The organism is Streptomyces sp. NPDC045678, assembly GCF_056432085.1.
Genome location: NZ_JBWKJS010000004.1, coordinates 141095 through 165197, shown reverse-complemented (window position 1 = coordinate 165197; position 24103 = coordinate 141095). Strand labels below are relative to the sequence as shown.

20 protein-coding genes and 1 riboswitch are annotated in these 24103 nt (G+C 71.1%); of the genes, 9 read left to right on the top strand and 11 right to left on the bottom strand.

All coding sequences use genetic code 11. From position 1 onward, the window contains the following. Positions 1-43: 43 nt before the first annotated feature. Positions 44-871 (bottom strand): sulfurtransferase, encoded by an 828-nt coding sequence (locus tag AC07DO_RS15430; RefSeq protein WP_479059928.1) that lies wholly within the window; start codon positions 869-871, stop codon positions 44-46. Between the two features lie 389 nt (positions 872-1260). Between AC07DO_RS15430 and AC07DO_RS15425 the strand changes: the two genes are divergently transcribed. Then, complete coding sequence (locus tag AC07DO_RS15425; protein ID WP_479060692.1) at positions 1261-1986, top strand: VOC family protein; 726 nt, start codon at positions 1261-1263, stop codon at positions 1984-1986. A 1-nt stretch (position 1987) separates the two neighbouring features. On the opposite strand, the gene AC07DO_RS15420 is transcribed toward AC07DO_RS15425, so the two are convergent. The 4 genes from AC07DO_RS15420 to AC07DO_RS15405 are packed head-to-tail and all read right to left on the bottom strand — an operon-like array spanning position 1988 to position 7390. Then, positions 1988-2650 carry a thymidine kinase gene (locus tag AC07DO_RS15420; protein ID WP_479059926.1) on the bottom strand — a complete coding sequence of 221 codons (663 nt, stop codon included), beginning with the start codon at positions 2648-2650 and terminating at the stop codon, positions 1988-1990. A 53-nt stretch (positions 2651-2703) separates the two neighbouring features. After that, the gene (locus tag AC07DO_RS15415; protein ID WP_479059924.1) at positions 2704-3891 is read right to left on the bottom strand and encodes an alkaline phosphatase family protein; all 1188 of its coding nucleotides are present in this window, start codon (positions 3889-3891) and stop codon (positions 2704-2706) included. Next, positions 3891-4478: a DUF5998 family protein gene (locus AC07DO_RS15410; RefSeq protein WP_268773899.1), complete on the bottom strand. Its 588-nt coding sequence runs from the start codon at positions 4476-4478 to the stop codon at positions 3891-3893. Before AC07DO_RS15410 ends, AC07DO_RS15415 begins: the two co-directional genes overlap by 1 nt. 50 nt (positions 4479-4528) lie before the next feature. Then, the gene (locus AC07DO_RS15405) at positions 4529-7390 is read right to left on the bottom strand and encodes a bifunctional acetate--CoA ligase family protein/GNAT family N-acetyltransferase (RefSeq protein ID WP_479059919.1); all 2862 of its coding nucleotides are present in this window, start codon (positions 7388-7390) and stop codon (positions 4529-4531) included. Positions 7391-7545: 155 nt separating this feature from the next. Here AC07DO_RS15405 and AC07DO_RS15400 point away from each other — a divergent pair, with 155 nt between their 5' ends. Continuing rightward, complete coding sequence (locus AC07DO_RS15400; RefSeq protein WP_479059917.1) at positions 7546-7827, top strand: HPr family phosphocarrier protein; 282 nt, start codon at positions 7546-7548, stop codon at positions 7825-7827. 127 nt (positions 7828-7954) lie between these two features. Here the strand turns inward: AC07DO_RS15400 and AC07DO_RS15395 are convergent, their stop codons facing one another. The 4 genes from AC07DO_RS15395 to AC07DO_RS15380 form a co-directional block, all read right to left on the bottom strand. Next, complete coding sequence (locus AC07DO_RS15395) at positions 7955-8641, bottom strand: GntR family transcriptional regulator (protein WP_479059915.1); 687 nt, start codon at positions 8639-8641, stop codon at positions 7955-7957. Positions 8642-8840: 199 nt separating this feature from the next. Beyond that, positions 8841-9644 carry a M23 family metallopeptidase gene (locus tag AC07DO_RS15390; protein WP_150215757.1) on the bottom strand — a complete coding sequence of 268 codons (804 nt, stop codon included), beginning with the start codon at positions 9642-9644 and terminating at the stop codon, positions 8841-8843. Positions 9645-9656: 12 nt separating this feature from the next. Then, a riboswitch (cyclic di-AMP (ydaO/yuaA leader) is annotated at positions 9657-9819 on the bottom strand. Between the two features lie 206 nt (positions 9820-10025). Beyond that, positions 10026-11411 (bottom strand): M16 family metallopeptidase, encoded by a 1386-nt coding sequence (locus AC07DO_RS15385; protein ID WP_479059914.1) that lies wholly within the window; start codon positions 11409-11411, stop codon positions 10026-10028. Next, positions 11408-12754: a M16 family metallopeptidase gene (locus AC07DO_RS15380; RefSeq protein ID WP_479059912.1), complete on the bottom strand. Its 1347-nt coding sequence runs from the start codon at positions 12752-12754 to the stop codon at positions 11408-11410. Before AC07DO_RS15380 ends, AC07DO_RS15385 begins: the two co-directional genes overlap by 4 nt. 224 nt (positions 12755-12978) lie before the next feature. Here AC07DO_RS15380 and AC07DO_RS15375 point away from each other — a divergent pair, with 224 nt between their 5' ends. Continuing rightward, positions 12979-15435: a DNA gyrase/topoisomerase IV subunit A gene (locus tag AC07DO_RS15375; protein WP_479059910.1), complete on the top strand. Its 2457-nt coding sequence runs from the start codon at positions 12979-12981 to the stop codon at positions 15433-15435. 30 nt (positions 15436-15465) lie between these two features. Here the strand turns inward: AC07DO_RS15375 and AC07DO_RS15370 are convergent, their stop codons facing one another. Then, entirely contained in the window at positions 15466-16533 is a 1068-nt protein-coding gene (locus tag AC07DO_RS15370; protein ID WP_479059908.1) for a CobW family GTP-binding protein, read from the bottom strand. 329 nt (positions 16534-16862) lie between these two features. Here AC07DO_RS15370 and AC07DO_RS15365 point away from each other — a divergent pair, with 329 nt between their 5' ends. Then, positions 16863-17408 (top strand): DUF6082 family protein, encoded by a 546-nt coding sequence (locus AC07DO_RS15365; RefSeq protein ID WP_479059907.1) that lies wholly within the window; start codon positions 16863-16865, stop codon positions 17406-17408. A gap of 255 nt (positions 17409-17663) precedes the next feature. After that, positions 17664-17903, top strand: coding sequence for a hypothetical protein (locus AC07DO_RS15360; RefSeq protein ID WP_479059905.1), 240 nt, complete (start codon positions 17664-17666; stop codon positions 17901-17903). A 91-nt stretch (positions 17904-17994) separates the two neighbouring features. Here the strand turns inward: AC07DO_RS15360 and AC07DO_RS15355 are convergent, their stop codons facing one another. Further along, complete coding sequence (locus AC07DO_RS15355) at positions 17995-19170, bottom strand: citrate synthase/methylcitrate synthase (RefSeq protein ID WP_479059904.1); 1176 nt, start codon at positions 19168-19170, stop codon at positions 17995-17997. 120 nt (positions 19171-19290) lie between these two features. On the opposite strand from AC07DO_RS15355, the gene AC07DO_RS15350 reads away from it, so the two are divergent. The 4 genes from AC07DO_RS15350 to AC07DO_RS15335 all read left to right on the top strand — a co-directional run bounded on the left by AC07DO_RS15350 (position 19291) and on the right by AC07DO_RS15335 (position 24069). Beyond that, positions 19291-20559 carry a citrate synthase family protein gene (locus AC07DO_RS15350; RefSeq protein ID WP_479059903.1) on the top strand — a complete coding sequence of 423 codons (1269 nt, stop codon included), beginning with the start codon at positions 19291-19293 and terminating at the stop codon, positions 20557-20559. A 96-nt stretch (positions 20560-20655) separates the two neighbouring features. Further along, the gene (locus AC07DO_RS15345; RefSeq protein ID WP_479059901.1) at positions 20656-21675 is read left to right on the top strand and encodes a sucrase ferredoxin; all 1020 of its coding nucleotides are present in this window, start codon (positions 20656-20658) and stop codon (positions 21673-21675) included. A 28-nt stretch (positions 21676-21703) separates the two neighbouring features. Further along, complete coding sequence (locus AC07DO_RS15340) at positions 21704-23395, top strand: sensor histidine kinase (RefSeq protein WP_479059899.1); 1692 nt, start codon at positions 21704-21706, stop codon at positions 23393-23395. Continuing rightward, entirely contained in the window at positions 23392-24069 is a 678-nt protein-coding gene (locus AC07DO_RS15335) for a response regulator (protein ID WP_479059897.1), read from the top strand. Before AC07DO_RS15340 ends, AC07DO_RS15335 begins: the two co-directional genes overlap by 4 nt. Positions 24070-24103 lie beyond the last annotated feature (34 nt).

Here is a 24103-nt window from a genome sequence, read left to right as displayed (position 1 = left end):
CCGATCGGTGCGACCCCCCTCTCCGTAGAGAAGCAGTAAGGCCTTACTGCGGGTCCGGCCCCGTAGCGACGGGGCGCGCCGAGTCGGCCGACCACTCCGACCACGAGCCGACGTACAGCGCGGCGGGAATGCCCGCCACGGCGAGGGCGAGCACCTCGTGGGCGCCAGAGACCCCGGAACCGCAGTAGACGCCGATTTCCGCGGTGTCGGCGGCGCCCAGCTTCTCGAAGCGCTCCGCCAGCTCGGCGGCGGACTTGAAGCGGCCGTCCGTAGCGACGTTCTCCGTAGTGGGCGCCGAGACCGCGCCGGGGATGTGTCCGGCCACGCTGTCGATCGGCTCGATCTCGCCGCGGTAGCGCTCGGCGGCGCGGGCGTCCAGGAGCAGGCCGGAGCGGGCCAGGGCCGCCGCGGAGTCCGCGTCCAGCAGGTCCTTGCTGTTCGGCGCCGGCTCGAAGGAGCCCTCTGCGGGAGCCGTACCCGCCCCCTTCTCCAGCGGCCCCGTCCACAAGCCGATACCGCCGTCAAGGACACGCACGGACGCGTGACCCGTCCAGCGGAGCATCCACCACAGACGCGCCGCCGCCCAGTTCTGGCCACCGTCGTACACGACGACGTTCCGTTCCTGGGAGACGCCCGCCGCCCGCATCACGGCGCCGAAGCGGTCCACGTCCGGCAGCGGATGCCGGCCGCCCGCACCGGCGGGGCCGGCCAGGTCAGCATCGAGATCGACGAACACGGCCGACGGAATGTGGCCTTCCTCGTACGCGGAGCGCAGCGAACCCTCGTGGTGCCAGCGGACGTCGAGCAGGACCGGCGGATTCTCGCCCGCCAGCTCGCTGGCGAGTTCGGATACGGAGATGATGGCATTCATGGCCCCATCCTTGCGTACGGGGTAGTCGCGCCGCCAAGGTCCGGTTACCCTGCCCGCCGGACACGGCCGAACACGGGGCGTATGGAAACAAGCACGCCCTGTTCGATGCAGAGACATCGCTCAGCAATCACGTGTTCACGGATGAGAAGCAATAAATCGGGCATCTACGGCGGGAAGCCGGTGCGGCGCGGCTATCGCCCGCACATTCGAACAGAAATCGAGCGGCCGACACTGAGGCCGAGGAGAGGGTGACGATGACCGAGGCGCGGGCGAATGGGGTCCCCCCTGAACAGAGCTCGTCGGGACAGAGCTCGTCGGACCCCTTCGGGCAAGTGCGACAGGACGGTACCGGCCGGCCCCGGCCCGGTACGCCCTGCTGGGTGAGCCTGATGACGCGCGACCTGCCCGCGACCCAGGAATTCTACGGGTCACTCTTCGGGTGGGAATTCCGTCCGGGCCCCGAGCAACTCGGGCCGTACGTGCGGGCCCTGCTCGACGGCCACGAGGTGGCGGGCATCGGCAGGCTGCCCGCCGACCGCCATCTGCCCATCGCCTGGACGACCTACCTGGCGACGGACGACGCGGACGCGACGGCGGAGGCGGTGCGCTCCTGCGGCGGCACGATCGGCGTGGGCCCGCTCGACGCGGGAGACGCGGGGCGCCTCGCGATCGCGTCGGACCCGACGGGCGCCGTGTTCGGCCTCTGGCAGGCGGCGGCGCATCTGGGCACCGCGGTGGTCGGCAGGCCCGGCACGCCGACCTGGAACGAGCTTCTGACGCTGGAGACGAGCGGCGTCGTGAAGTTCTACCAGAACGTCTTCGACTGCACGGTGGAGGCCGTCGTCTCGGCGGACTTCGACTACGTGACACTGCACGTGGACGGCCGGCCGGTCGCGTCCGTGCACGGCCTCGGCCAGGCGCTGCCGCGTGACAGGGGGCCGCACTGGATGACGCACTTCGAGGTCGCCGATGTGGACGAGGCGGTGGAGCGGGTCGTCGAGCTCGGCGGCCACGTCATCAAACCCGCGTGGGAGGCCTCCTACGGCCGGATGGCGACCGTCGCGGACCCGGAGGGGGCTGCCTTCACCCTCGTACGCTCACGGGCGGACGCCTGAGTCAGACGCGGGCGGCGGCCGTGTCGACCGGCAGCACGTCGGGCGACAGGGCCCCCGCGCGCGCGGTCGCCGCCGTCGTCCTGCGCCGGTGGTGGCGGCGGCACAGCACCTCGTAACCCACCTCGTCCCGGGACTGGTTGACGTCGCCGACGACCACCTGGGCGCCCTCGACGACCATCTCGCCGCCTATGGTGCGGGCGTTGTGGGTGGCCCGTGCGCCGCACCAGCAGAGGGCCTCGACCTGGAGCACCTCGACGCGGTCGGCGAGTTCGACCAGGCGCTGCGAGCCCGGGAAGAGCTTGGAGCGGAAGTCCGTGGTGATGCCGAAGGCGAAGACGTCCAGACCGAGGTCGTCGACGACCCTGGCGAGCTGGTCGATCTGGTCCGGGGCCAGGAACTGCGCCTCGTCCGCGATCAGGTAATCCGCGCGGCCGCCCTGCGAGAGGTGGTCGACGAGGTGGGCGTAGAAGTCGAAGTCGTCCGCCGCCTCGATCGCGTCGGTCACGAGACCGAGCCGGGACGAGAGCTTGCCCTCACCCGCGCGGTCGTCCCGCGTGAAGATCATCCCCTGGAGTCCGCGGGCGGAGCGGTTGTGCTCGATCTGCAGAGCCAGCGTGCTCTTTCCGCAGTCCATCGTTCCGGAGAAGAACACCAGCTCGGGCATGGGGAGGGGAAGACCTTTCGGGGCGGACGGGGAAGCGGGCGGACGGAGCCCTGTCAGGAGCGTACTTCGAGGAGCGGGACGAGCTGCTCGACGGGGGTCATGGAGCCGTGCATGCCGACCAGGGAGGACTCCTTGGGCTCACGCTCCGAAGCAATGATCGCCACGTCGTCGTGGGCCGCGGCGACGACGTCACCGATGCGGTCGTACACACGTTGATCAATGTGTGGACCGAACCAGCCCGCGTTGATCGCCTCGTCACGTCCCGCAACCCAGAACTGCTCGCCGAGCACCTCGCGCCACACCGTCAGGACGTCGTTCGCGGCGCCCGGCACCGCGTAGACGTGGCGGGCGCGGCCTTCGCCGCCGAGGAGGGCGACACCGGCGCGCAGCTCCCAGTCCTCGTCGAAGTCGATGCGGGAGGCGTCGTCGAAGGGGATGTCGATCATGCCGTGATCCGCGGTGACGTACAGCGCGCTGCGCGGCGGGAGCTGCTCGGCGAGGCGCTGGACGAGCCGGTCGACGTACATGAGCTGCCCGCGCCAGGCGTCGGAGTCGACGCCGAAGCGGTGCCCCTTGCCGTCCACTTCCGCGTAGTACGTGTAGACCAGCGAACGGTCACCGGCGGCCAGTTGCTTCGCGGCGAGGTCCACGCGGTCCTCTCCGGAGGCCCTGCCCCGGAAGGTGCCGCCGCTCAGCGCGACCTTGGTGAGCGGGGTGTGCTCGAAGGTCGGCGAGGAGACCTGCGCGGTGTGCACGCCCGCTTCGTGGGCGCGCTGGAAGACGGTGGGGTACGGCTGCCAGGCGTGCGGGTCGGTCCACGGGTTCCAGCGCAACTGGTTCATCAGCTGACCGGTGGCGGGGTCGCGGACCGCGTAGCCCGGCAGGCCGTGCGCGCCGGGCGGCAGGCCCGTGCCGACCGAGGCGAGCGAGGTCGCGGTGGTGGCGGGGAAGCCCGCGGTGACGGGGCGCCCCGTGCCGCCGCGCGAGCTCTGCAGCAGCGAGGTCATGAAGGGTGCCTCGTCCGGGTGCGCCCTGAGCTGCTCCCAGCCCAGGCCGTCGATCAGGAAGACGCAGTTCCGGTCGGCCGGGGCCAGTTCGGGGATGACGGGCGCGAAGCCGTCGACGCCCTGATGGGCGACGAGGGTGGGCAGCAGGTCGGCGAGCGAGCCCGTGCCGTACGCGGGCACGGGAGCGGTGTCGAGGGCGAGCGGTTGTACGTCGTCCCAGGCAGGAAGGGACATCAGCGGGCGGTGTCCGCGGTCGCCTCGGACAGGGCCTGGGCGAAGGCGAGGGTCTGCCGCACGGTGTCGGGGCCGTCGCCCGCCTCGCTGACACGCAGGCTGAGGTCGTCGGCGGTCGAGCTGCCCGTGTACCCGTGGTCCGCCTCACAGTTCGGGTCGCCGCAGGCCGCGGGCTCCAGGTCGATGCGCGACACGGCGCCCCAGCCGATGGTCAGGACGACCTCGCGGGGCGGGGTCCCGGGAACGTACTTCTCGGGGTTGGCGACGACGCGGCTGACCACGACCGAGGAGATGCGGCCGATCTTGACGGACTCCGTGGAGGTCGTCGCGTACGGCGTCGGGGACGTGCTGTCCGCCGCCTGCTCGTCGGTGTGGCTGACGATGAAGCGCGTGCCGGTCAGGACGAGGACGGTGACGTGCCGGCGCACTTCGTTGGCGTCGAACGTCGTCTCCTGGTGGACCAGGTACGACCCGATGGCCTCGCCGCCGATCGCGGCCTCCACCGCCTCGGCCACGAGGGCCGGGTAGTAGCCGCTGCGCTCGATCGCCGCGCGCAGCCCCTGGGTCGTCGTACCGGTCTTTGCCATGCCGTCCATCCTACGGCCCGGCGCGGGGCGTACGGTGCCCCGCGGGCGCCTCAGTAGCCGGGAAGGGTGCGTGGGCCCAGGTCGTCGCGGGCGGGCGGGGGCGCGAGGCGCACGGAGGCGTCGAGTACGGAGAGGCCGCGCTGGGCGACGACGACGGGCTCCAGGGAGACGCCGACCACCTCGGGATGGTCGTCGACGAGCCGGGAGACCCGCTGGAGGAGCTCTTCGAGGGCCGGGGTGTCGACGGGCGCCGAGCCGCGCCAGCCGAACAGGAGCGGCGCGGTCCGGATGGTTCGGATCAGTGAGCCCGCCTCGCGGTCGGTGACCGGGACGAGGCGGTGGGCGGTGTCGCCGAGCAGCTCGGAGGCGGCGCCCGCGAGGCCGAAGGAGAGCACCGCTCCGGCCGCCGGGTCGATGACCGCGCGGATCACGGTGTCGACCCCGCGCGGCACCATGCCCTGCACGACGGGCCGCAGCTCGGCGGGTTTGCCGAAGGCATCCGTCAGCTCCTGGTACGCCCGCCGCAGTTGCTCCTCGTCGGCGAGGTCGAGACGCACCCCGCCGAGGTCGGCGCGGTGGCGCAGGTGCGGGGCCGTGGTCTTCAGGGCCACGGGGTAGCCGAGGGTCCGCGCGGCTTCCGCCGCCGCGTCCGGGTCGGGCGCGGGAAGCGCTTGCCGTACGTGGATGCCGTACCGCCCGAGCAGCTCGTGGGCGTCGGCGGGGGCGAGGGTGAGCCCACGCGGGTCGCCGTCCGCGGCGAGCAGTTCCTCGATGCGCGCCGCGGCGCCGTTCTCGTCGATGTCGTCGTACTCGTGCACCCGGCCGGGTTCGGCGGCCTCGCGGCGCCACTGGGCGTACTTGACGGCTTCGGAGAGGGCACGGACGGCCCGCTCGGCGGCGGGATAGGCGGGGATGCGGTACTGGTCGGAGGCGGGCGGCTCGGGGGCTTCCGTAGCCGTCGGCTGCGTGGTGGCCGGTGTCTCCGGCTCCCTGCCGGTCGGCGGGGTGGGCGCGTCGGGTCCGGTGCTGGTCGCCGCGGCCAGGGCCTTCGCGAGGCCGCCGAGCTCGACGTGCACCACGGCCACCGGTTTCGCCGGGCAGCCGGCCGCCGCGGCCCGCAGCTCCGTGGCGAGCGTCTCGGGGTCGGTCGTCGCGCCGTCCTCCCCCACCCAGGGGATCGCGTTGACGATCACCGCGTCGCAGCCGTCGTCCGACAGGGCCTCGGTGAGCGCGGCGCGGAAGTCCGCCGGGGTGGCCCCGGTCGTCAGGTCGCGGGGCCGCTGCGGCCGCAGTCCGTCGGCCACACACGCGTCGTACGTGAGGAGGCCGAGGGACTCGGAGTTGCCGAGGATGGCCACGCGGGGCCCGGACGGCAGCGGCTGCCCCGCGAGCAGGAGTCCCGCGTCGACCATCTCGGTGACGGTGTCGACGCGGATCACGCCCGCCTGGCGCAGCAGCGCCGAGACGGTGGCGTGCGGCAGCCGGGTCGCCTGGACGGCGTGTCCGGTCGGCGCGATGCCGCTGTGCCGGGCGCCCTGGACGACGACCAGCGGCTTGGCGGTCGCCGAGCGCCGCGCGAGGCGGGTGAACTTGCGCGGGTTGCCGATCGTCTCCAGGTACATCAGCGTGACGTCGGTGTCCGGGTCCTCGAACCAGTACTGGAGGAGGTCGTTGCCGGACACGTCCGCGCGGTTGCCGGATCCGACGAACGTGGACAGGCCCGCGCCTCGGCGGTGCAGTCCGGACAGCAGGGCGATGCCGATGGCGCCGGACTGGGTGAACAGGCCGATGCGCCCCCGCGCGGGGGACTGCGGGGCGAGCGAGGCGTTGAGCCGCGTCTCCGGAGAGGTGTTGATGACGCCGAAGGCGTTCGGGCCGATGATCCGCATGCCGTAGGACCGGGCCTGGCGCACCAGTTCGCGCTGCCGCTCGCGTCCCTCGACGCCGCTCTCCGCGTACCCGGCGGACAGCACCACGAGGCCGCGCACCCCGTGCTCGCCGCACTCGGCGACGGCCTGGGGGACGCGGTCGGCGGGCACGGAGATCACCGCGAGGTCCACGGGCTCCTCGATGTCCGCCACGGAGCGGTGCGCGGGCACCCCGTCGATGTCCGCGCCCTCTTGGTGGCCCTCTCCGGAAACGCTCTCTCCGAAGGCGCTGTTCACCGCGTACAGGCGCCCGGTGTAACCGGACTCCTGGAGGTTGTTCAGGACGCTGCGGCCCACGCCGCCGGGGGCCCGGCCCACCCCGATCACCGCGACCGACCCCGGTGTGAGGAGGCGCTGCACGGACCGTCCCTCGGCGCGCTGTTCGCGGGCGCGCTGCACGGCGAGCGAGCGGTCGGTCGGCTCCAGGTCGAACTCCAGGCGGACGACACCGTCCTCGAAGCTGCGCTTCTGCTGGTAGCCCGCATCCGTGAAGACCTTGATCATCTTGGTGTTGGCGGGCAGCACCTCGGCGGCGAAGCGGCGGATGCCGCGCTCCCTGGCGACGGCCGCGATGTGTTCGAGGAGCGTGGAGGCGACGCCCCTGCCCTGGTGGGCGTCCTGCACGAGGAAGGCGACCTCGGCCTCGTCGGCGGGGGCGCTGGCGGCCATGCCGCGCTCGTCGATGCGGTCGTAGCGCACGGTGGCGATGAACTCGCCGCCGATGGTGGCCGCGAGCCCCACCCGGTCCACCTGGTCGTGGTGGGTGAAACGGTGCACGTCCTTGGCGGACAGTCGCGGGTAGGGCGCGAAGAAGCGGTAGTACTTCGACTCGTCCGAGACCTGTTCGTAGAAACTGACCAGGCGGTCCGCGTCCTCGGCCGTGATGGGCCTGATGCGGGCGGTCCCTCCGTCGCGCAGCACCACATCGGCTTCCCAGTGCGACGGGTAGTCGTGTCGATCCTGCTGATCCGACGGGGTCTGCATGGGGCCAGGGTACGGGTCGCGCGGCCGCCCGGGCCGGGGCAGGCTAGGACAGGTCGAAGGACGGCCGGGTCCGGGACCTCTGCCCGGCAGAGCACCCACGACGGCATGAGACACTGGTCTAGACAAGTGTGAGACACCTGGAAGGGCAGCAACACATGGCTGAGCGCCGCGTCAACGTCGGCTGGGCCGAGGGCCTTCACGCCCGACCCGCCTCCATCTTCGTCCGCGCGGCCACGGCCGCCGGCGTCCCCGTGACGATCGCCAAGGCCGACGGCAGCCCGGTCAACGCCGCTTCGATGCTCGCGGTGCTCGGCCTGGGTGCCCAGGGCGGCGAAGAGATCGTGCTGGCCTCCGACGCCGAGGGTGCCGACGCCGCTCTCGACCGTCTGGCGAAGCTGGTCGCCGAGGGGCTCGAGGAGCTTCCGGAGACGGTCTAGGACACGTTCCTCGCATTACGTCGATGGGGTCACCCGGAATTACGGGTGACCCCATCGACGCATGTATGCCCCTGAATAAGTCGAGCAATTCACGCACAACGTCAGGCATTCATATACGGCACCTCCGTTAATTGCGGAGGCTCACCGTGTTTACGGCATGTTGCGAATCCCTCACACGGCCGCTACGGCGCGCGGGGCGCAATCGGTGAAAGGCACGCGTCCGTTCGACGTGCGCCGCGGTCAGCGCCCTCGCCCGTTGCGCGTCCCGGCGGGCCACCGCGTCGACGATCGCCGCGTGCTCGGACCAGGACTCGCCCGGCGCCGCCGAGGGTTCGACGACGTACATCCAGGCGATCTTGTGCCGGAGCGGGGTGAGCAGCGCCGTGAGGCCGGGGCTGCCGGACGCCTGGCCGAGCGTGTCGTGGAACCAGCCGCCCAGGGACCGCAACTCCTCCCCCAGGCCGCTCCTCGCGCGCTCCTGGCCCAGCCTGACGAGCCCGCGCAGGACTTTCAGGTGCGCGTCCGTGCGGCGCTGCGCGGCGCGGGCCGCGGCGAGGGGTTCGAGCAGCGTCCGGACCTCCAGGAGGTCCGCGGCCTCCTGCTCCGTCGGTTCGGCGACGCACGCGCCCGCGTGCCTGCGGGTGACGACGAAGCCCTCGGCCTCCAGGGTGCGCAGGGCCTCGCGCACGGGGACGCGGGAGACTCCGTAGCGCCGCGCGAGGAGTTCCTCGGTGAGCTTGCCGCCCCTTTCGTACACACCGGCGACTATGTCATCCCGAATGGCCGTGCATACCGAGTGCGCGGGAACGCGCATGACCGGACCTCCGCTTTGATCCCCGCGCAACGCGGTCTACCGACGCTCGTTCCGTGACTCTATTGCAGAGGGCCGGAATTTCCGACGGCGGGCCGGAATTCATGGATATCTTTTGGCCAAGAACACGGCGGCCGGGAACGGCGAAAGCCCCGGCTCACGAGGAACCGGGGCTTTCGGTGCGATGCTGCGGAGGCGTCGGTCAGACGTTGACGCCGTGCGAGCGCAGGTACGAGACCGGGTCGATGTCCGAGCCGTACTCCGCGCCGGTGCGGGCCTCGAAGTGGAGGTGCGGGCCGCTGGAGTTGCCGGTGGAACCGGAGAGGCCGATCTGCTGGCCCGGGGTGACCGTCTGGCCGACGGTGACGCCGAGGGACGACATGTGGCCGTACTGGGTGTACGTGCCGTCGTTCATCTTGATGACCACGTTGTTGCCGTAGGCACCGCCCCAGCCGGCCTCGACGACGGTGCCGGAGCCGACCGCGTGGACCGAGGTGCCGGAGGCGGCGTGGAAGTCGACACCGGTGTGGCTGCCGGAGGACCACATGGCACCGCCGGTCTGGTAGCCCGTGGAGACGTACGAGCCGGAGATCGGGGAGACGTAGGTGTTCAGGCGCTTGCGCTCGGCCTCGCGGGCGGCGCGCTCCTTGGCCTCGCGCTCCTTCTTGGCCTTCGCCTTGGCCTCGGCCTCGGCCTTGCGCTTCTCCTCGGCGGCCTTCTTCTTGGCTGCCTCTTCGGCCTTCTTGGCGGCAGCGGCGTCGTCGGCGGCCTGGCGCTGCGCGGCGGCCTGCGCGTCGATGCTCTCGGCGAGCGAGTCGCCGACGGATATCGCCTGGGTGAGACCGGTGTGCTCCACGGCCGCTTCGTCGGCGGCGGCGAGCGCGGGGCCCGCGAGACCGCCGATGACACCGGTGGTGGTGAGCGCCGCGACACCCGCGACGTTCGCGGTGGTCCGCGTCATGCGGCTCGGACGACGGTGCTTCCCGGTGGCACGGGTGAACGCCATGTGGCGGGTGTTCCTTTCCTTCCCTCTCGCCTACCGGGTTAGCTGACGGGTTCGGAGCAGGAAGGTCTCCTACGAGTCCCTCGCCTCGCGACAAGGTTCCCGATTCACCCCAGGGGACGTGTGGGTCCCCGGCTCCCCTGGCTCGCGCCGTACGGGGACTCGGCGATGACTGCCCGGTGCCGCGGATGCGGCGTACTGCGCGACGGACAGCCGGGTCGACGCTAATCGGGGCGTCTGTCAATCGACAAACAGAACTCGACTTTTGTAGCGCACGCCACACGGCAGACAGGCAACCTCCATATGAATCCGGACATATGAGGACCCCGGTGGCCGAAACGGGCCATCGGGGTCCTCATAGTTGTCCGTTTAGTTATCCGTCACTCAGCCGGTGACCACGCTCACTTCACCGATCCCGAGGGCCCTGACGGGCTCCTCGATCTGCGCGGCGTCCCCGACGAGGACCGTCACCAGGCGGTCCTCCGGGAAGGCGTTCACGACGGCCGCGGTGGCCTCCACGGTGCCCGTGGCGGCCAGCCGCCGGTACAGCTGCGCCTGGAAGTCGTCCGGCAGGTTCTGCTCGACCTGGTCGGCGAGCGTCGCCGCCACGGATGCCGCCATCTCGTACTTGAGGGGGGCCACGCCCACCAGGTTCTGCACGGCCACGTCGCGCTCGGCGTCGGTGAGCCCTTCGGCGGCGAGGGTGCGCAGCACCTTCCACAGATCGTCCAGCGCCGGACCCGTGTTCGGGGTGTCCACGGAGCCGCTGATGGCGAGCATCGCGGCGCCCGTCCCGTCCGGGGCGGAGCGCAGGACCTGGCTGAACGCCCGTACACCGTAGGTGTATCCCTTCTCCTCGCGCAGGACACGGTCCAGGCGCGAGGTGAGGGTGCCGCCCAGGCAGTACGTGCCGAGGACCTGGGCCGGCCAGACGCGGTCGTGCCGGTCGGCGCCGACCCGGCCGATCAGCAGCTGCGTCTGGACCGCTCCGGGGCGGTCCACGATGACGATGCGGCCGCGGTCGTCGGCGGTCACCGGTGGCACCGGGCGCGGCTCGCCCGCGGAACCGGTCCAGGCGCCGACGGTGTCCGCGAGGACGGCGTCCAGATCGGTGCCCTCCAGATCGCCGACGACGACCAGGGTGGCCGTGGCGGGCCGGACGAACTTCTCGTAGAAGGCACGCACCGCCGCCGAGTCGATGGCCTCGACCGTCTCCTCGGTGCCCTGGCGCGGGCGCGACATGCGCGATGTCGGCGGGAACAGCTGCCGGGAGAGCTCCTTGGCCGCGCGGCGCGCCGGGTTGGCGGCCTCGTGCGGGATCTCGTCCAGGCGGTTGCGTACGAGCCGCTCGATCTCGCTGTCCGCGAAGGCGGGGGCCCGCAGGGCGTCGGCGAGCAGGCCGAGCGCCTTCGGGAGGCGGGAGACCGGCACCTCGAGGGAGACCCGCACGCCCGGGTGGTCGGCGTGCGCGTCGAGGGTGGCGCCGCAGCGGTCGAGCTCGGCGGCGAACTCCTCCGCGGAGTGCTTGTCGGTGCCCTCGTTGAAGGCCCGCGCCATGATGGTGGCGACGCCGTCCAGGCCCTCCGGTTCCGCGTCCAGGGGTGCTTCGAGGTGGACCTCGACGGCGACGACCTGCTGGCCGGGGCGGTTGCAGCGCAGGACGGTGAGACCGTTGGGCAGCGTGTCGCGCTCGGGGGCCGGGAAGGCCCAGGGCTTGGCCGTGCCGGCCTGGGGCTGGGGGTGGAACTGCATCGTCGCGGCCTCGGTCACTTCGCCGCCTCCTCTTCTTCCTCGGCACCCTCGTCGGCGCCTTCCACGGGCTCGTACACGAGGACCGCGCGGTTGTCGGGGCGCAGGCGGGCCGCGGCGACCTCCTGGACCTCCTCCGCGGTGATGTCGAGGACGCGCTGGACGGCCGTCAGGGCGAGCTGCGGGTCGCCGAACAGGACCGCGTAACGGCACAGTTCGTCGGCGCGGCCCGCGACCGTGCCGAGCCGGTCGAGCCACTCGCGCTCCAGCTGCGCCTGGGCGCGCTCCATCTCCTCCGGAGTGGGGCCCTCCGCGGCGAAGCGGGCCAGCTCCTCGTCGACGGCGGCCTCGATGACGGGCACCTCGACGTCGCCCGACGTCTTCACGTCCAGCCAGCCGAGCGAGGGCGCCCCGGCGAGGCGCAGCAGACCGAACCCGGCGGCGACCGCCGTGCGGTCCCTGCGGACGAGCCGGTTGTAGAGCCGGGAGGACTCGCCGCTGCCGAGAACGGTGAGGGCGAGGTCGGCCGCGTCGCACGCGCGCGTGCCGTCCTCCGGGAGGCGGTAGGCGGCCATCAGGGCGCGAGCCGGCACTTCCTCCTCGATGACCTCGCGCAGCTCCTTGCCGATGCGCTCGGGCAGCGAGCCGTCGCGCGGCGGCTGCTTGCCGTCGTGGCCGGGGATCGACCCGAAGTACTTCTCGACCCAGGCGAGCGTCTGCTCCGGGTCGATGTCGCCGACCACCGACAGGACCGCGTTGTTGGGCGCGTAGTACGTACGGAAGAACGCGCGTGCGTCGTCCAGGGTGGCCGCGTCCAGGTCGGCCATGGAGCCGATCGGTGTGTGGTGGTAGGGGTGGCCCTCCGGGTACGAGAGCGCGGTGAGCCTCTCGAACGCCGTTCCGTAAGGGACGTTGTCGTAGCGCTGGCGGCGCTCGTTCTTGACGACGTCGCGCTGGTTGTCCATCGACTCTTCGTCGAGCGCGGTGAGCAGGGAGCCCATCCGGTCGGCCTCGAGCCAGAGGGCCAGCTCCAACTGGTGGGCGGGCATGGTCTCGAAATAGTTGGTGCGCTCGAAGCTCGTCGTGCCGTTGAGCGAACCGCCCGCTCCCTGGACCAACTCGAAGTGGCCATTGCCGTGCACCTGCTTCGACCCCTGGAACATGAGGTGCTCGAAGAGGTGAGCAAGGCCGGTACGCCCCTTGACCTCGTGGCGGGAGCCGACGTCGTACCAGAGGCAGACCGCGGCGACCGGGGTCAGGTGGTCCTCCGAGAGCACCACGCGCAGGCCGTTGGCCAGCCGGTGCTCGGTCGCTGTCAGGCCGCCGGAGCCGGCCTCGGCTGTGGCCGTGTGACCCATGGGCATGTACGTCCCTTCGATCGCTGGATCATCGCTGGATCAGAACAATTGCTGCCAGTCCTGCCACTGTATGCAAGCGTGTCAGCACCTGACGAAGTTCCCGCTCCGCCCCCGGCGTAGTCGCGGGTGACAGCGCCGGTGCACGGGTCGTGGTCGGCGTTGTCAGTGGGACAGTCCACAATGGTCGGCGTCAGAACCCGCACTTGCTTGGTGAAGGAGCCGCAGCAGCGATGGCCCGCCGCAGCACGAAGACCCCGCCGCCCGACGAGTCGTACGAGGAGAAGATCCTCGACATCGACGTCGTCGACGAGATGCAGGGCTCCTTCCTCGAGTACGCGTATTCGGTCATCTACTCCCGCGCCCTGCCGGACGCCCGCGACGGCATGAAGCCGGTGCACCGCAGGATCGTGTACCAGATGAACGAGATGGGCCTGCGCCCCGACCGCGGCTACGTGAAGTGTGCCCGCGTCGTCGGCGAGGTCATGGGTAAGTTGCACCCGCACGGCGACGCGTCGATCTACGACGCGCTGGTGCGCATGGCACAGCCCTTCTCGATGCGCCTCCCCCTGGTGGACGGGCACGGCAACTTCGGCTCGCTCGGCAACGACGACCCGCCGGCCGCCATGCGGTACACCGAGTGCAAGATGGCCGACGCCACCTCCTTGATGACGGAGTCGATCGACGAGAACACCGTCGACTTCGAGCCGAACTACGACGGCCAGGAGATGGAGCCGTCCGCCCTCCCGGCGGCGTACCCCAACCTCCTGGTCAACGGCGCTTCGGGCATCGCCGTCGGCATGGCGACGAACATGCCCCCGCACAACCTGGGCGAGGTCATCGCCGCCGCCCGCCACCTCATCAAGCACCCGGGGGCGGACCTCGAGACGCTGATGAAGTACGTGCCCGGCCCCGACCTGCCCACGGGCGGCCGGATCGTCGGCCTCGGCGGCATCAAGGACGCGTACGAATCGGGCCGCGGCACCTTCAAGACCCGCGCGACGGTGTCGGTGGAGAACGTGACGGCGCGCCGCAAGGGCCTCGTCGTCACGGAACTGCCCTTCACCGTGGGTCCCGAGAAGGTCATCTCCAAGATCAAGGACCTGGTCGGCTCGAAGAAGCTCCAGGGCATCGCCGACGTCAAGGACCTCACCGACCGCGCGCACGGCCTGCGCCTGGTCATCGAGATCAAGAACGGCTTCGTCCCAGAGGCCGTCCTGGAGCAGCTCTACAAACTGACACCGATGGAGGAGTCCTTCGGCATCAACAACGTGGCGCTGGTCGACGGCCAGCCGCTCACCCTCGGTCTGAAGGAGCTCCTGGAGGTCTATCTCGACCACCGGTTCAACGTGGTGCGCCGTCGCAGCGAGTTCCGCCGCGGCAAGAAGCGCGACCGTCTGCACCTGGTCGAGGGCCTCCTGGTCGCACTCCTGGACATCGACGAGGTCATCCGCCTCATCCGCTCCAGCGAGAACTCCGCGCAGGCCAAGGAGCGCCTGATCGAGCGCTTCTCGCTCAGCGACATCCAGACGCAGTACATCCTCGACACGCCGCTGCGCCGCCTGACCAAGTTCGACCGCATCGAGCTGGAGTCGGAGCGCGACAAGCTCAACGGCGAGATCGACGAGCTGACCGGCATCCTGGACTCGGACGCGGAGCTGCGCAAGCTGGTCTCCACCGAACTGGCCGCCGTCGCCAAGAAGTTCGGCACCGACCGGCGCACGGTGCTCCTCGAGTCGTCCGGCGCCCCCGCCGCCGGCCCGATCTCGCTGCAGGTGGCCGACGACCCGTGCCGGGTCCTCCTCTCCTCGACGGGCCTGCTGGCCCGCACGGCCAACGGCGAGCCCTTCGCCGAGGGCGGCACCAAGCGGGTGAAGCACGACGTGATCGTCTCCGCGGTGCCGGCGACGGCGCGCGGCGAGGTGGGCGCGGTCACGTCCGGCGGACGCCTGTTGCGCCTCTCCGTAGTGGACCTTCCCCAGCTGCCGGAGACGGCGAGCGCGCCCAACCTCTCCGGAGGAGCGCCCGTCTCGGAGCTGCTGACCCTGGAGAAGGACGAGAAGCTGATCTGCCTGATGACGCTGGACGAGTCCTCACCGGGCCTCGCGCTCGGCACCGAGCAGGGCGTCGTCAAGCGTGTGGTCCCGGACTATCCCTCCAACAAGGAGGAGCTGGAGGTCATCACGCTCAAGGACGGCGACCGCATCGTCGGCGCGGCAGAGCTGCGCACCGGCGAGGAGGACCTCGTCTTCATCACGGACGACGCCCAGCTCCTTCGCTACCAGGCCTCGGTGGTCCGCCCCCAGGGCCGTCCGGCGGGCGGTATGGCGGGCGTCAAGCTCGCCGACGGCGCGAAGGTCATCTCCTTCGCGGCGGTGGATCCGGCGACGGACGCGGTCGTCTTCACGGTGGCCGGCTCGCGCGGCACACTGGACGACTCCGTACAGACGACGGCGAAGCTGACGCCGTTCGACCAGTACCCGCGCAAGGGGCGCGCCACGTACGGCGTGCGCGTCCAGCGATTCTTGAAGGGCGAGGACTGTCTGAGCTTCGCCTGGACGGGCCCGACGCCGCCGCAGGCTGCGCAGCGCAACGGCATGCCGGCGGAGCTGCCGGAGATCGACCCGCGCCGCGACGGCTCGGGCGTCTCGCTCAAGAAGCCGGTGGCGGCGGTGGCGGGGCCGGTGTGATCGGCCAGAGCCGAGCGGGTCTGTGATCGGCTAGAAGCCGAGCGGGGCGCCGACGGCTTCCTCTTCCTCGTCCGGCTCCTGCACGTACCGCAGTACGCCCCACATGCTCCGCTCGTCGGCGGCCTGTGGGGCGTACTCGCGACAGGCCTCCAACTCCTTCTCCAGGGCCGGTACGTCGATGCCCGACCCGATCAGCACCAGCTGGGTCAGCCGCGGCTCGGCGGGGCCCCACGGCTGTGGGTAGAAGCGCAGGAACCGCCCCACGGCGTGGACCTCGTACCGGTTCCGCGGATCGGCGGTACCGAAATCGACGTACCCCTTGATGCGGTAAAGCCCTTCGGGGCCACTGTCGAGGAGGGCCATCAAGGGGCGCGGTCCCATGGGCACTTCGGAGGTGAAGGAGAGACTTTCGTAGGCGGAGTGCAGGTGACCGTCGTGTTCTCCGTGGTCGTCCTCGCGAAGGTCGTCGAAGGAGAGCTGCCCCACGCGCTCGCCCACGGGTGCGCGGTCGAAGAACAGCTCCACGTCGACGCGGCCGTACGAGGCGGAGACGACGGCCGCGCGCCCCGCGAGCCCTCGGACGACGTCGAGAATGCGCTGGCGCTCCGCACCGGGCACCCGGTCGGCCTTGTTGACCACGACGAGGTCGGCGATGCCCAGGTGCCGGTCCACCTCGGGGTGCCGCTCCCTCGTCGCGTCGAACTCGGCGGCGTCCACGACCTCGACGAGTCCCCCGTACACGATGTGCGGGTTCTCGCTGGCCAGCACCATCTTCACGAGCTCCTGCGGCTCGGCGAGTCCGCTCGCCTCGATGACGATGACGTCGATCCCGGCGGCGGGCCGGGCGAGCCGCTCCAGGTACTCGTCGAGCTCACTGGCGTCCACGGCACAGCACAGGCAGCCGTTGCCGAGGGAGACGGTCGAGTCGCCGAGCTGGCCGGCCACGGACATGGCGTCGATCTCGATCGAACCGAAGTCGTTGACGATCGCCCCGATCCGGCTGCCGCCGCTGCGGTGCAGCAGATGGTTGAGCAGGGTCGTCTTGCCCGAGCCCAGGAAACCGGCGAGGACGACGACCGGGATCTGCTGCCTGTTCAACGCGGACCTCTCGTATCGACGCTGGTACGGACCGCTACGGATGCCGTACGACGAATGAAGACGGGGCCAGGATAGGCACGCGTAGTCGGGCCGCGGAGTGAACGATTGTTAGCGGCGCTCGCGGGGCACACGTTAGGCACGGCGCCGGGCTGTCAGACCACCGTTTCCCTCCGTGCGCCTCCTCTCCGCCTCCCCCGCCGATCAGAGCCGCTCGGCACCCTGGGAGACGGCAAGCGCATCGCCCACCGCTCGCCGGTCCGCTCCCTGTCGACCCGCACCCGACGACCGGCGGACGGTCGCCCGAATCGGGGGTTGACATGTTCACAAAGATGCACGCGGCAGAAATGCTGCGCTGCGTTGTCACAGCAGGGCTCGGCATCGCCGCGGGAGCCGTCGCCACCACGGCCGCACAGCGACGTTCACTCGACGCGCTTAACGCTCGGCTCGAGCACTTGGAGCGCACCGCGCGAGCCCAGCGCCACGCGAACCTGACGTACCAGCAGCGGCTGCACTGGGAATTGCTGAGCAAGGCCATGGACGACGCCGACCTCGCCGAGGTCCTCGACGCCTACGGAGAGGGCGTCTCCGCGAAGCGGCAACGGCAGTACCTCTACGCCAACGCGATGTACACCAACATGGTGCTCAATTACCGCATCGGAAACTTCACCCGGGACCAGTTCTTCGGCTACGCCCGCGGCATGCTCCAGAATCCCATCGTCCGGGAGTACTGGCACGCGACGCAGCCTCATCGCGCGACGCTGGACAGCGCCACCGAGGAGGCCCAACTGGGCCTGATGGTCGATGACCTCCTGCAGCAACTGGAGGAGGCGGACATCGACGAGTGGTGGGTCGTGGGCGAGCCACCGCCCGCATAAGGCCAGGTCGGAGGCGCGTGCGGGGCCATGCGTCGGGGGCACTTGATCCACACGGGGGACATCGTGCTCGTCGCGCGAGAGGGCCCGTAACCAAATGTGGCACGTGACGTTTTTCAGTGCCCATCGGTGAACGCCAGCCTTTCACCACTACAAGAGCGCCGGTGTTCAGCGCTGCTGTCTGCGAGCCCCCTTCATCCAGGTCTCGAACGCGGCGGCTCCAGATACGTCGGCCGCGAGATCAAAGGGATAACGACAGTGAGCCGAATCATCCGTCGTATCGGGGCGTCTCCCCGCGCTCGTGGTTGCGCGACGGGCCAGAACTGTCCCGATATCTTCGAGTTGACCGACGGAAGTTTCGCTGTCATCGGTACCGACGTCACAGCCAAGCTGGACGCCGACCTCCCTGAGGACGCCTCGCGCGCCGACTACGAACGCATCGTCACGATCTCCCGCGAGACCCTGATCCGCGCCAAGGCGGACATCCCGGACGCCTGACGGCCACGCATCACTCGTTCGACTGCACGCCCATTGAGGGGCGCCGACGCTGTGTCGGCGCCCCTCAATGTTGCCCCCTGACTGGTCCCGGTCAGTCGAGTGCGGGCACCGGCACCGGAGGAACCACCCCCACATACCGTGCCGCGGGCCGGATGATCTTTGAGTCGCGCGCCTGTTCCAGGATGTTGGCGCTCCAGCCGATGACCCTTGCCGACGCGAACGTCGGCGTGAACATCTCGCGGGGCAGGCCGCACAGTTCCATGACCACGCCCGCGTAGAACTCCACGTTCGTGTGAAGCTCGCGGCCCGGCTTGAGCTCCGCGAGGATCGCCTCGACCTGTCGCTCCACCTCCACCGCGAACTCCACCATGTCGCCGCCGAACTGCTGGGCGATGCCTCGCAGCATGCGGGAGCGGGGGTCCTCGGTGCGGTAGACGGGGTGGCCGAAGCCCATGATGCGGTCCCCGGCGAGGACCCGCTCGCGGATCCAGCCGTCGATGCGATCGCGCGTACCGATCGCGTCGAGGGTGTCGAGAGCCCGGCTCGGAGCGCCACCGTGCAGCGGGCCCGACAGGGCTCCGACCGCGCCGACCAGACAGGCCGCCACATCCGCGCCCGTCGAGGTGATGACCCGTGCGGTGAATGTTGACGCGTTGAAGCCGTGATCAATGGTCGAGATCAAGTACTGCTCGACGGCCCGGGTGCGGGCGGCGTCCGGTTGCGAACCGGTGAGCATGTAGAGGTAGTTGGCGGCGTACGAGAGGTCGTCGCGCGGTTCCACCGGGTCGAGGCCCTGGCCGAGCCGGTACAGCGCGGTGAGCAGCGTCGGCACGACGGCGGACGCGGCCAGGGCGTCCGCGCGGCGGCGGTCGTCGTCGATGTCGTACACCGGGCGGAAGCCCTTCGACGCACCGAAGAGGGACAGGGCGGTGCGCAGCCCGGAGAGCGGGCCCGACAGGACGCTGGCGCGGGCTATGGCCGGCAGCGCCTCGCGCACCTCCGCCGGGAGGTGGCGCAGCGACGCGGTGTGCGCGGTGAACGCGGCGCTCTGCCCGGAGTCGGGCAGCTCGCCGTGGAACATCAGGTGCCACACGTCCTCGAAGCCGCGGTGCTGCGCGAGTTCGACGGCCGAGTACTGGCGGTAGTGGTAGAAGCCCTCGTACCCCCTGACGTCTCCGAGTTCCGTCTCGGTGACGACGACACCCGCGAGTCCTCGTGGGACCTCGACGGGCTCGGTGGGGGCGGCAGCGGAGCCATTGATCGGCATGTTTTTCCTCGACTTCCTCCCTGGACTTGATTCGACTGTCCATGCTTGACTCACACGGTGTCAATATTGACTCGATCAATATGAACGTACAGGTATCGAGATGCGGATACGGTGACGCCTATGACGGATCAAGGAACCACGCACGAAAGCCGGCGGCTCAGCACCAAGGAAGCCGCCGAACTGCTCGGCGTGAAACCCGAGACCGTGTACGCGTACGTGAGCCGCGGCCAGCTCAGCAGCCGCCGCGGGCCGGGCTCACGGGGCAGCACGTTCGACGCCAGGGAGGTCGAGGCGCTGGCCCGCAGGAACCGGCGCGAACCCGCCGCACCGACCACCGCCAACGAGCTCTCCGTACGCACCCGCATCACACTCATCGACAAGGACCACTACTACTACCGCGGTGTCGACGCCACGGAGCTCGCGCTGAGCCACTCCTACGAAGAGGTCGCCGAGTGGCTGTGGACCGGCGTCCTGCGCCCCGGCGTCGAGTTCGCCGCACCCGAGGAGACCGCCGCCGCGGCCCGCCGCGCCGTCGACGCGCTGCCCGAGCACAGCGGCCCCACCGACCGGCTGCGCGTCGCCGCCATCTCCGCCGCGGCCGCCGACCCGCTCCGCTTCGACCTCTCCGAAGACGCCGTCATCGGCACCGCGCGCACCCTCATCCCCACCCTCGTCACCGCGCTTCCGCCTGTCCTGCCCACTCACAGCGACGCAGGCCCGCTGGCCCGCCGCCTGTGGGCCCGGCTGACCGGCATCAAGCCCGACGAGGCCGCACTGCACGCCCTGGACACGGCACTCGCGCTGCTCGTCGATCACGATCTCGCCGCGTCGACGCTCGCCGTCCGCGTCGCGGCCTCGGCGCGCGCCCACCCCTACGCCGCGGTGTCCGCAGGACTCGGCGTCCTGGAGGGCCCCCTGCACGGCGCGGCGAGCGGGCTCGCCCATCGCATGCTGCTCGACGTGCTCGACAGGGGCAGCGCGGCTCCCGTGGTCGCCGACGAACTCCGCGCGGGTCGCCGGGTCCCGGGGCTCGGCCACCGGCTCTACCCCGGTGAGGACCCGCGCGCGCAGGCGTTGTTCGCCCTCCTGGAGGTGATGCCGAAAGCCGGCCCCGCCCTGGCGGCGGCCCGCGACGTGGTCGCCACCACCGCCCGCCACACCGACCTGCGTGCCAACGTCGACCTCGCCCTGGCCGTCCTCACGGCCTCCACAGGGATGCCGGCGGAGGCGGGCGAGACGATCTTCGCGGTGGCCCGGACGGCCGGCTGGATCGCGCACGCCTTGGAGGAGTACGAGGAGCGCCCGCTGCGGATGCGTCCCAGTGGTCAGTACGTCGGTCTGCGTCCGCCCCAGCCAATGCCCTCCCCGGAGGCCGCTGCGACGACGTGACGGCCTCCGCGGCACCCACACCACCCCAGGCCCCCACCGACGACGGCAGACGGTGCTTGAAGGGCTCGGGAAGGAGCTCAGGTTAGGCTCGCCTGCGTGAGTACGTGTGCGACTGCCTCGCGGGACCTGGCCGAGCCTCTCGCGGGGACCGCGGCCACCGCCCGGACGTGGCTCCTGCTGGAACAGCCTGGCCCCTGGGGCGGCAAGGCGCTGACGTCCAGCCATCTCGACCCGGAGCTCGGGCGCGCCCTCGAGAAGGCGGCCAAGGGCACCGGCGTACGCATCGCCCTGATCCGCCGCTCCGGACGGCACGCGGACTGCCACGCGACGGCCCGGCACCAGGTCTACGCAGCGCACACCGTCCCCGGCCGCACGTGGCTGCGCGGCACCGTGCTCGACGATCCCCGTCAACTGCTGGACCTCGACTTCGCCGCCCTCGGCGCGGGTGACCACGGCGGCTTCGGCGCCCCCCATACCGGTGATCCGCTCGCGCTCGTCTGCACGAACGGCAAGCGTGACCGCTGCTGCGCCCTCCTCGGGCGGCCGCTCGCCGCCGCGCTCACCGCCTCGGGGGCAGAGGGCACCTGGGAAATCACCCACCTGGGCGGTCACCGCTTCTCGCCCACCCTGCTCGTGCTGCCCTACGGATACGCGTACGGCCGCATGGAGACACCTGCCGTCAAGGAGATCCTCAACGCGGCCCGCGCGGGCCGCGTCCTCACCGAGGGCTGCCGGGGCAACTCGGCTTGGGAACGGCCCGGGCAGGCCGCCGAGCTCGCCGTGCGCGAAGCGACGGGCGAGGACGCGGCCGACGCCCTGAGGGTCGTCACAACGGAGAGAGCGGCCGGAGCGGGCCGAGCGGATGAAACAGGCGGAGCGGACGGAGCAGGCGGAGCGGACGGAAAAGCTCCGTCCTGGGAGGTGACGGTCGCGCACGCCGACGGCCGCAGGTGGCGCGTCACCGTCGCGCAGGAGGCGTCGCTGCCGCCCCGCCCGGAGAGCTGTGGTGCGGCGCTCGGCTCGCCCGCGCGGATGGACGTCTTGGCCGTGCGGACGATCCCCGAGGGTGCCGACGGACCCACGTACGAGATCCCCGCCACAGTGGCTTCGAAGTAGCCGGGTCGCGGCCGTACCGTTCGTACACATGAGCCCGACCTCCCCCGCGCGACGCCTACGCCTCGGCCTGCCGCGGCGTGTGTTCTCGCAGGTGCTGCTCATGCAGCTGGCCATCGCTGCCGGGGTCGCGGTGCTCGCCACCGGCCTCTTCCTCGCGCCGCTGAGCGACCAGCTCGACGACCAGGCGATGCGCCGCGCGCTGGCCATCGCGCAGACGACGGCCGCCCAGCCGCGCATCGCCGAGGACCTGTCGGCGTCCGGGCCCACGCCCGACGGCCCCGTCCAGAAGGCGGCCGAGCGGATCCGCCGGGCCAGCGGCGCCGAGTACGTAGTGATCATGAACAAGGAAGGCGTGCGCTGGTCCCACACCGACCGCGGCCAGATCGGCAAGGTCGTCTCGACGGACCCCACCGACGCCCTCGCGGGCCGTGCCGTCATGGAGATCGACAACGGCACGCTGGGGCGCTCCGCCCGCGGCAAGGTGGCGTTGCGGGACGCGGGCGGAGACATCGTGGGCGCTGTCTCCGTAGGCATCGCGTACGACAGCGTGCGGGCCCGTCTCGTCCACTCGATCCCCGGGTTGCTCGCCTACGCGGGCGGGGCCCTCGGCGTCGGCGCGCTCGCCGCATACCTGATCTCGCGGAGGGTGCAGCGACAGACTCGTGATCTGGCCTTCTCCGACATCTCCGCGCTGCTCGCGGAGCGCGAGGCGATGCTGCACGGCATCCGTGAGGGAGTGGTAGCGCTGGACCGGGCAGGCCGCATCCGGCTGCTCAACGACGAGGCGCAGCGCCTCCTAGGGCTGGGTACGGAGGTGATCGGGCAGCCGCTCGACGAGGCGCTCGGAGCCGGACGCACGACCGACGTGCTCGCCGGCCGGGTCACCGGAACCGATCTGCTGACCGTGCGCGGGCAGCGCGTCCTCGTCGCGAACCGCATGCCCACCGACGACGGCGGCGCCGTCGCCACCCTGCGCGACCGCACGGAACTCGAACAACTCGGCCGTGAGCTCGACTCCACCCGTGGCCTGATCGACGCCCTGCGCGCGCAGGACCACGAGCACGCCAACCGCATGCACACGCTCCTGGGGCTGCTGGAACTGGAGATGTACGAGGAAGCCGCGGAGTTCGTCGGCGAGGTCGCCGGCGCCCACCGGGTGACCGCCGAGCAGATCACCGAGAAGATCCACGACCCGCTGCTCGCCGCCCTGTTGGTGGGCAAGGCGACCGTGGCGGCGGAGCGCGGCGTCGTTCTCTCGGTATCGCGCGGCACCACTCTGCCGGACCGCCTCGTCGATCCGGGCGGTCTCGTCACGATCGTCGGGAACCTCGTCGACAACGCCCTCGACGTCGCCGTCGGCACCCGCCACGCACGCGTGGAGGTCGATCTGCGCACCGAAGGACGCACCGTGGTCCTCCAGGTGCGCGATTCCGGCCCGGGAGTCCCGGCGGAACAGCGAGAGACGATCTTCACGGAGGGGTGGACCACCAAGGAACCCCCCGCGCACGGCAAGCGGGGCATCGGCCTCGCCCTGGTGCGCAGGCTCGCCGAACGGCAGGGCGGCAGCGCACGTGTCGGCGAGACGCCCGACGGCGGCGCGGAGTTCACCGTCGTACTGCCCGAGGGGCTGACGGAACCCGGGATCGCCGCGGCGGAGGAGCACGACGTCCCACACCACGAAGGAGCGACGATGACCCAGGTCCCCGAGGAGCCACGATGATCGAGGTTCTCGTCGTGGACGACGACATCCGCGTCGCGGACGTCAATGCCGCCTATGTGGAGAAGATCCCCGGCTTCCGGGTGGCCGCGAAGGCGCACAACGCCGCCGAGGCCCTGCGCGCCATCGAGGACGTCCCCGTCGATCTGGTGCTGCTGGACCACTACCTGCCGGACGAGACCGGCCTCTCCGTCGTACGCGGCCTGCGGGAGCGGGGCCACCAGACCGACGTGATCATGGTGACCGCGGCACGCGATGTCGCGACGGTTCAGGCGGCGATGCGGCACGGCGCACTCCAGTACCTGGTGAAGCCGTTCTCCTACGCGGGACTGCGCGCGAAGCTCGACGCGTACGCCACGCTGCGCCGCACCCTGGACGACGGAGGCGAGGCCGAGCAGGCCGAGGTCGACCGCATGTTCAGCGCCCTATCGTCGACTCCCGTGCCCGAGTTGCCCAAGGGGCACTCCCCCACGACGGCGGAGCTGGTGCGCCGGGCCCTGATGGCCGCGGAGGCACCGCTCTCGGCCCAGGAGCTGGCGGACCGCACACGACTGAGCCGACAGACGGCACAGCGCTATCTGAAGCTCCTGGAGCGCACGGGCCGGGTCAGGCTGAGCCTCAAGTACGGCGACACGGGCCGCCCCGAGCACCGCTACGAGTGGGCGGCCAGCGTCTGAGACGCCCTCGGAGCCCGGCATGCCGAGCGGGCCA

Bases quoted from the DNA above. Each gene is read 5' to 3' on its own strand.
- AC07DO_RS15365 (WP_479059907.1), top strand. From the start codon at position 16,863: ATGCACGCGGCAGAAATGCTGCGCTGCGTTGTCACAGCAGGGCTCGGC.
- AC07DO_RS15380 (WP_479059912.1), bottom strand. From the start codon at position 12,754: ATGCCCATGGGTCACACGGCCACAGCCGAGGCCGGCTCCGGCGGCCTG.
- AC07DO_RS15375 (WP_479059910.1), top strand. From the start codon at position 12,979: ATGGCCCGCCGCAGCACGAAGACCCCGCCGCCCGACGAGTCGTACGAG.
- AC07DO_RS15390 (WP_150215757.1), bottom strand. From the start codon at position 9,644: ATGGCGTTCACCCGTGCCACCGGGAAGCACCGTCGTCCGAGCCGCATG.
- AC07DO_RS15425 (WP_479060692.1), top strand. From the start codon at position 1,261: ATGACGCGCGACCTGCCCGCGACCCAGGAATTCTACGGGTCACTCTTC.
- AC07DO_RS15430 (WP_479059928.1), bottom strand. From the start codon at position 871: ATGAATGCCATCATCTCCGTATCCGAACTCGCCAGCGAGCTGGCGGGC.
- AC07DO_RS15415 (WP_479059924.1), bottom strand. From the start codon at position 3,891: ATGTCCCTTCCTGCCTGGGACGACGTACAACCGCTCGCCCTCGACACC.
- AC07DO_RS15420 (WP_479059926.1), bottom strand. From the start codon at position 2,650: ATGCCCGAGCTGGTGTTCTTCTCCGGAACGATGGACTGCGGAAAGAGC.
- AC07DO_RS15395 (WP_479059915.1), bottom strand. From the start codon at position 8,641: ATGCGCGTTCCCGCGCACTCGGTATGCACGGCCATTCGGGATGACATA.
- AC07DO_RS15335 (WP_479059897.1), top strand. From the start codon at position 23,392: ATGATCGAGGTTCTCGTCGTGGACGACGACATCCGCGTCGCGGACGTC.
- AC07DO_RS15405 (WP_479059919.1), bottom strand. From the start codon at position 7,390: ATGCAGACCCCGTCGGATCAGCAGGATCGACACGACTACCCGTCGCAC.
- AC07DO_RS15400 (WP_479059917.1), top strand. From the start codon at position 7,546: ATGGCTGAGCGCCGCGTCAACGTCGGCTGGGCCGAGGGCCTTCACGCC.
- AC07DO_RS15355 (WP_479059904.1), bottom strand. From the start codon at position 19,170: ATGCCGATCAATGGCTCCGCTGCCGCCCCCACCGAGCCCGTCGAGGTC.
- AC07DO_RS15350 (WP_479059903.1), top strand. From the start codon at position 19,291: ATGACGGATCAAGGAACCACGCACGAAAGCCGGCGGCTCAGCACCAAG.
- AC07DO_RS15340 (WP_479059899.1), top strand. From the start codon at position 21,704: ATGAGCCCGACCTCCCCCGCGCGACGCCTACGCCTCGGCCTGCCGCGG.
- AC07DO_RS15410 (WP_268773899.1), bottom strand. From the start codon at position 4,478: ATGGCAAAGACCGGTACGACGACCCAGGGGCTGCGCGCGGCGATCGAG.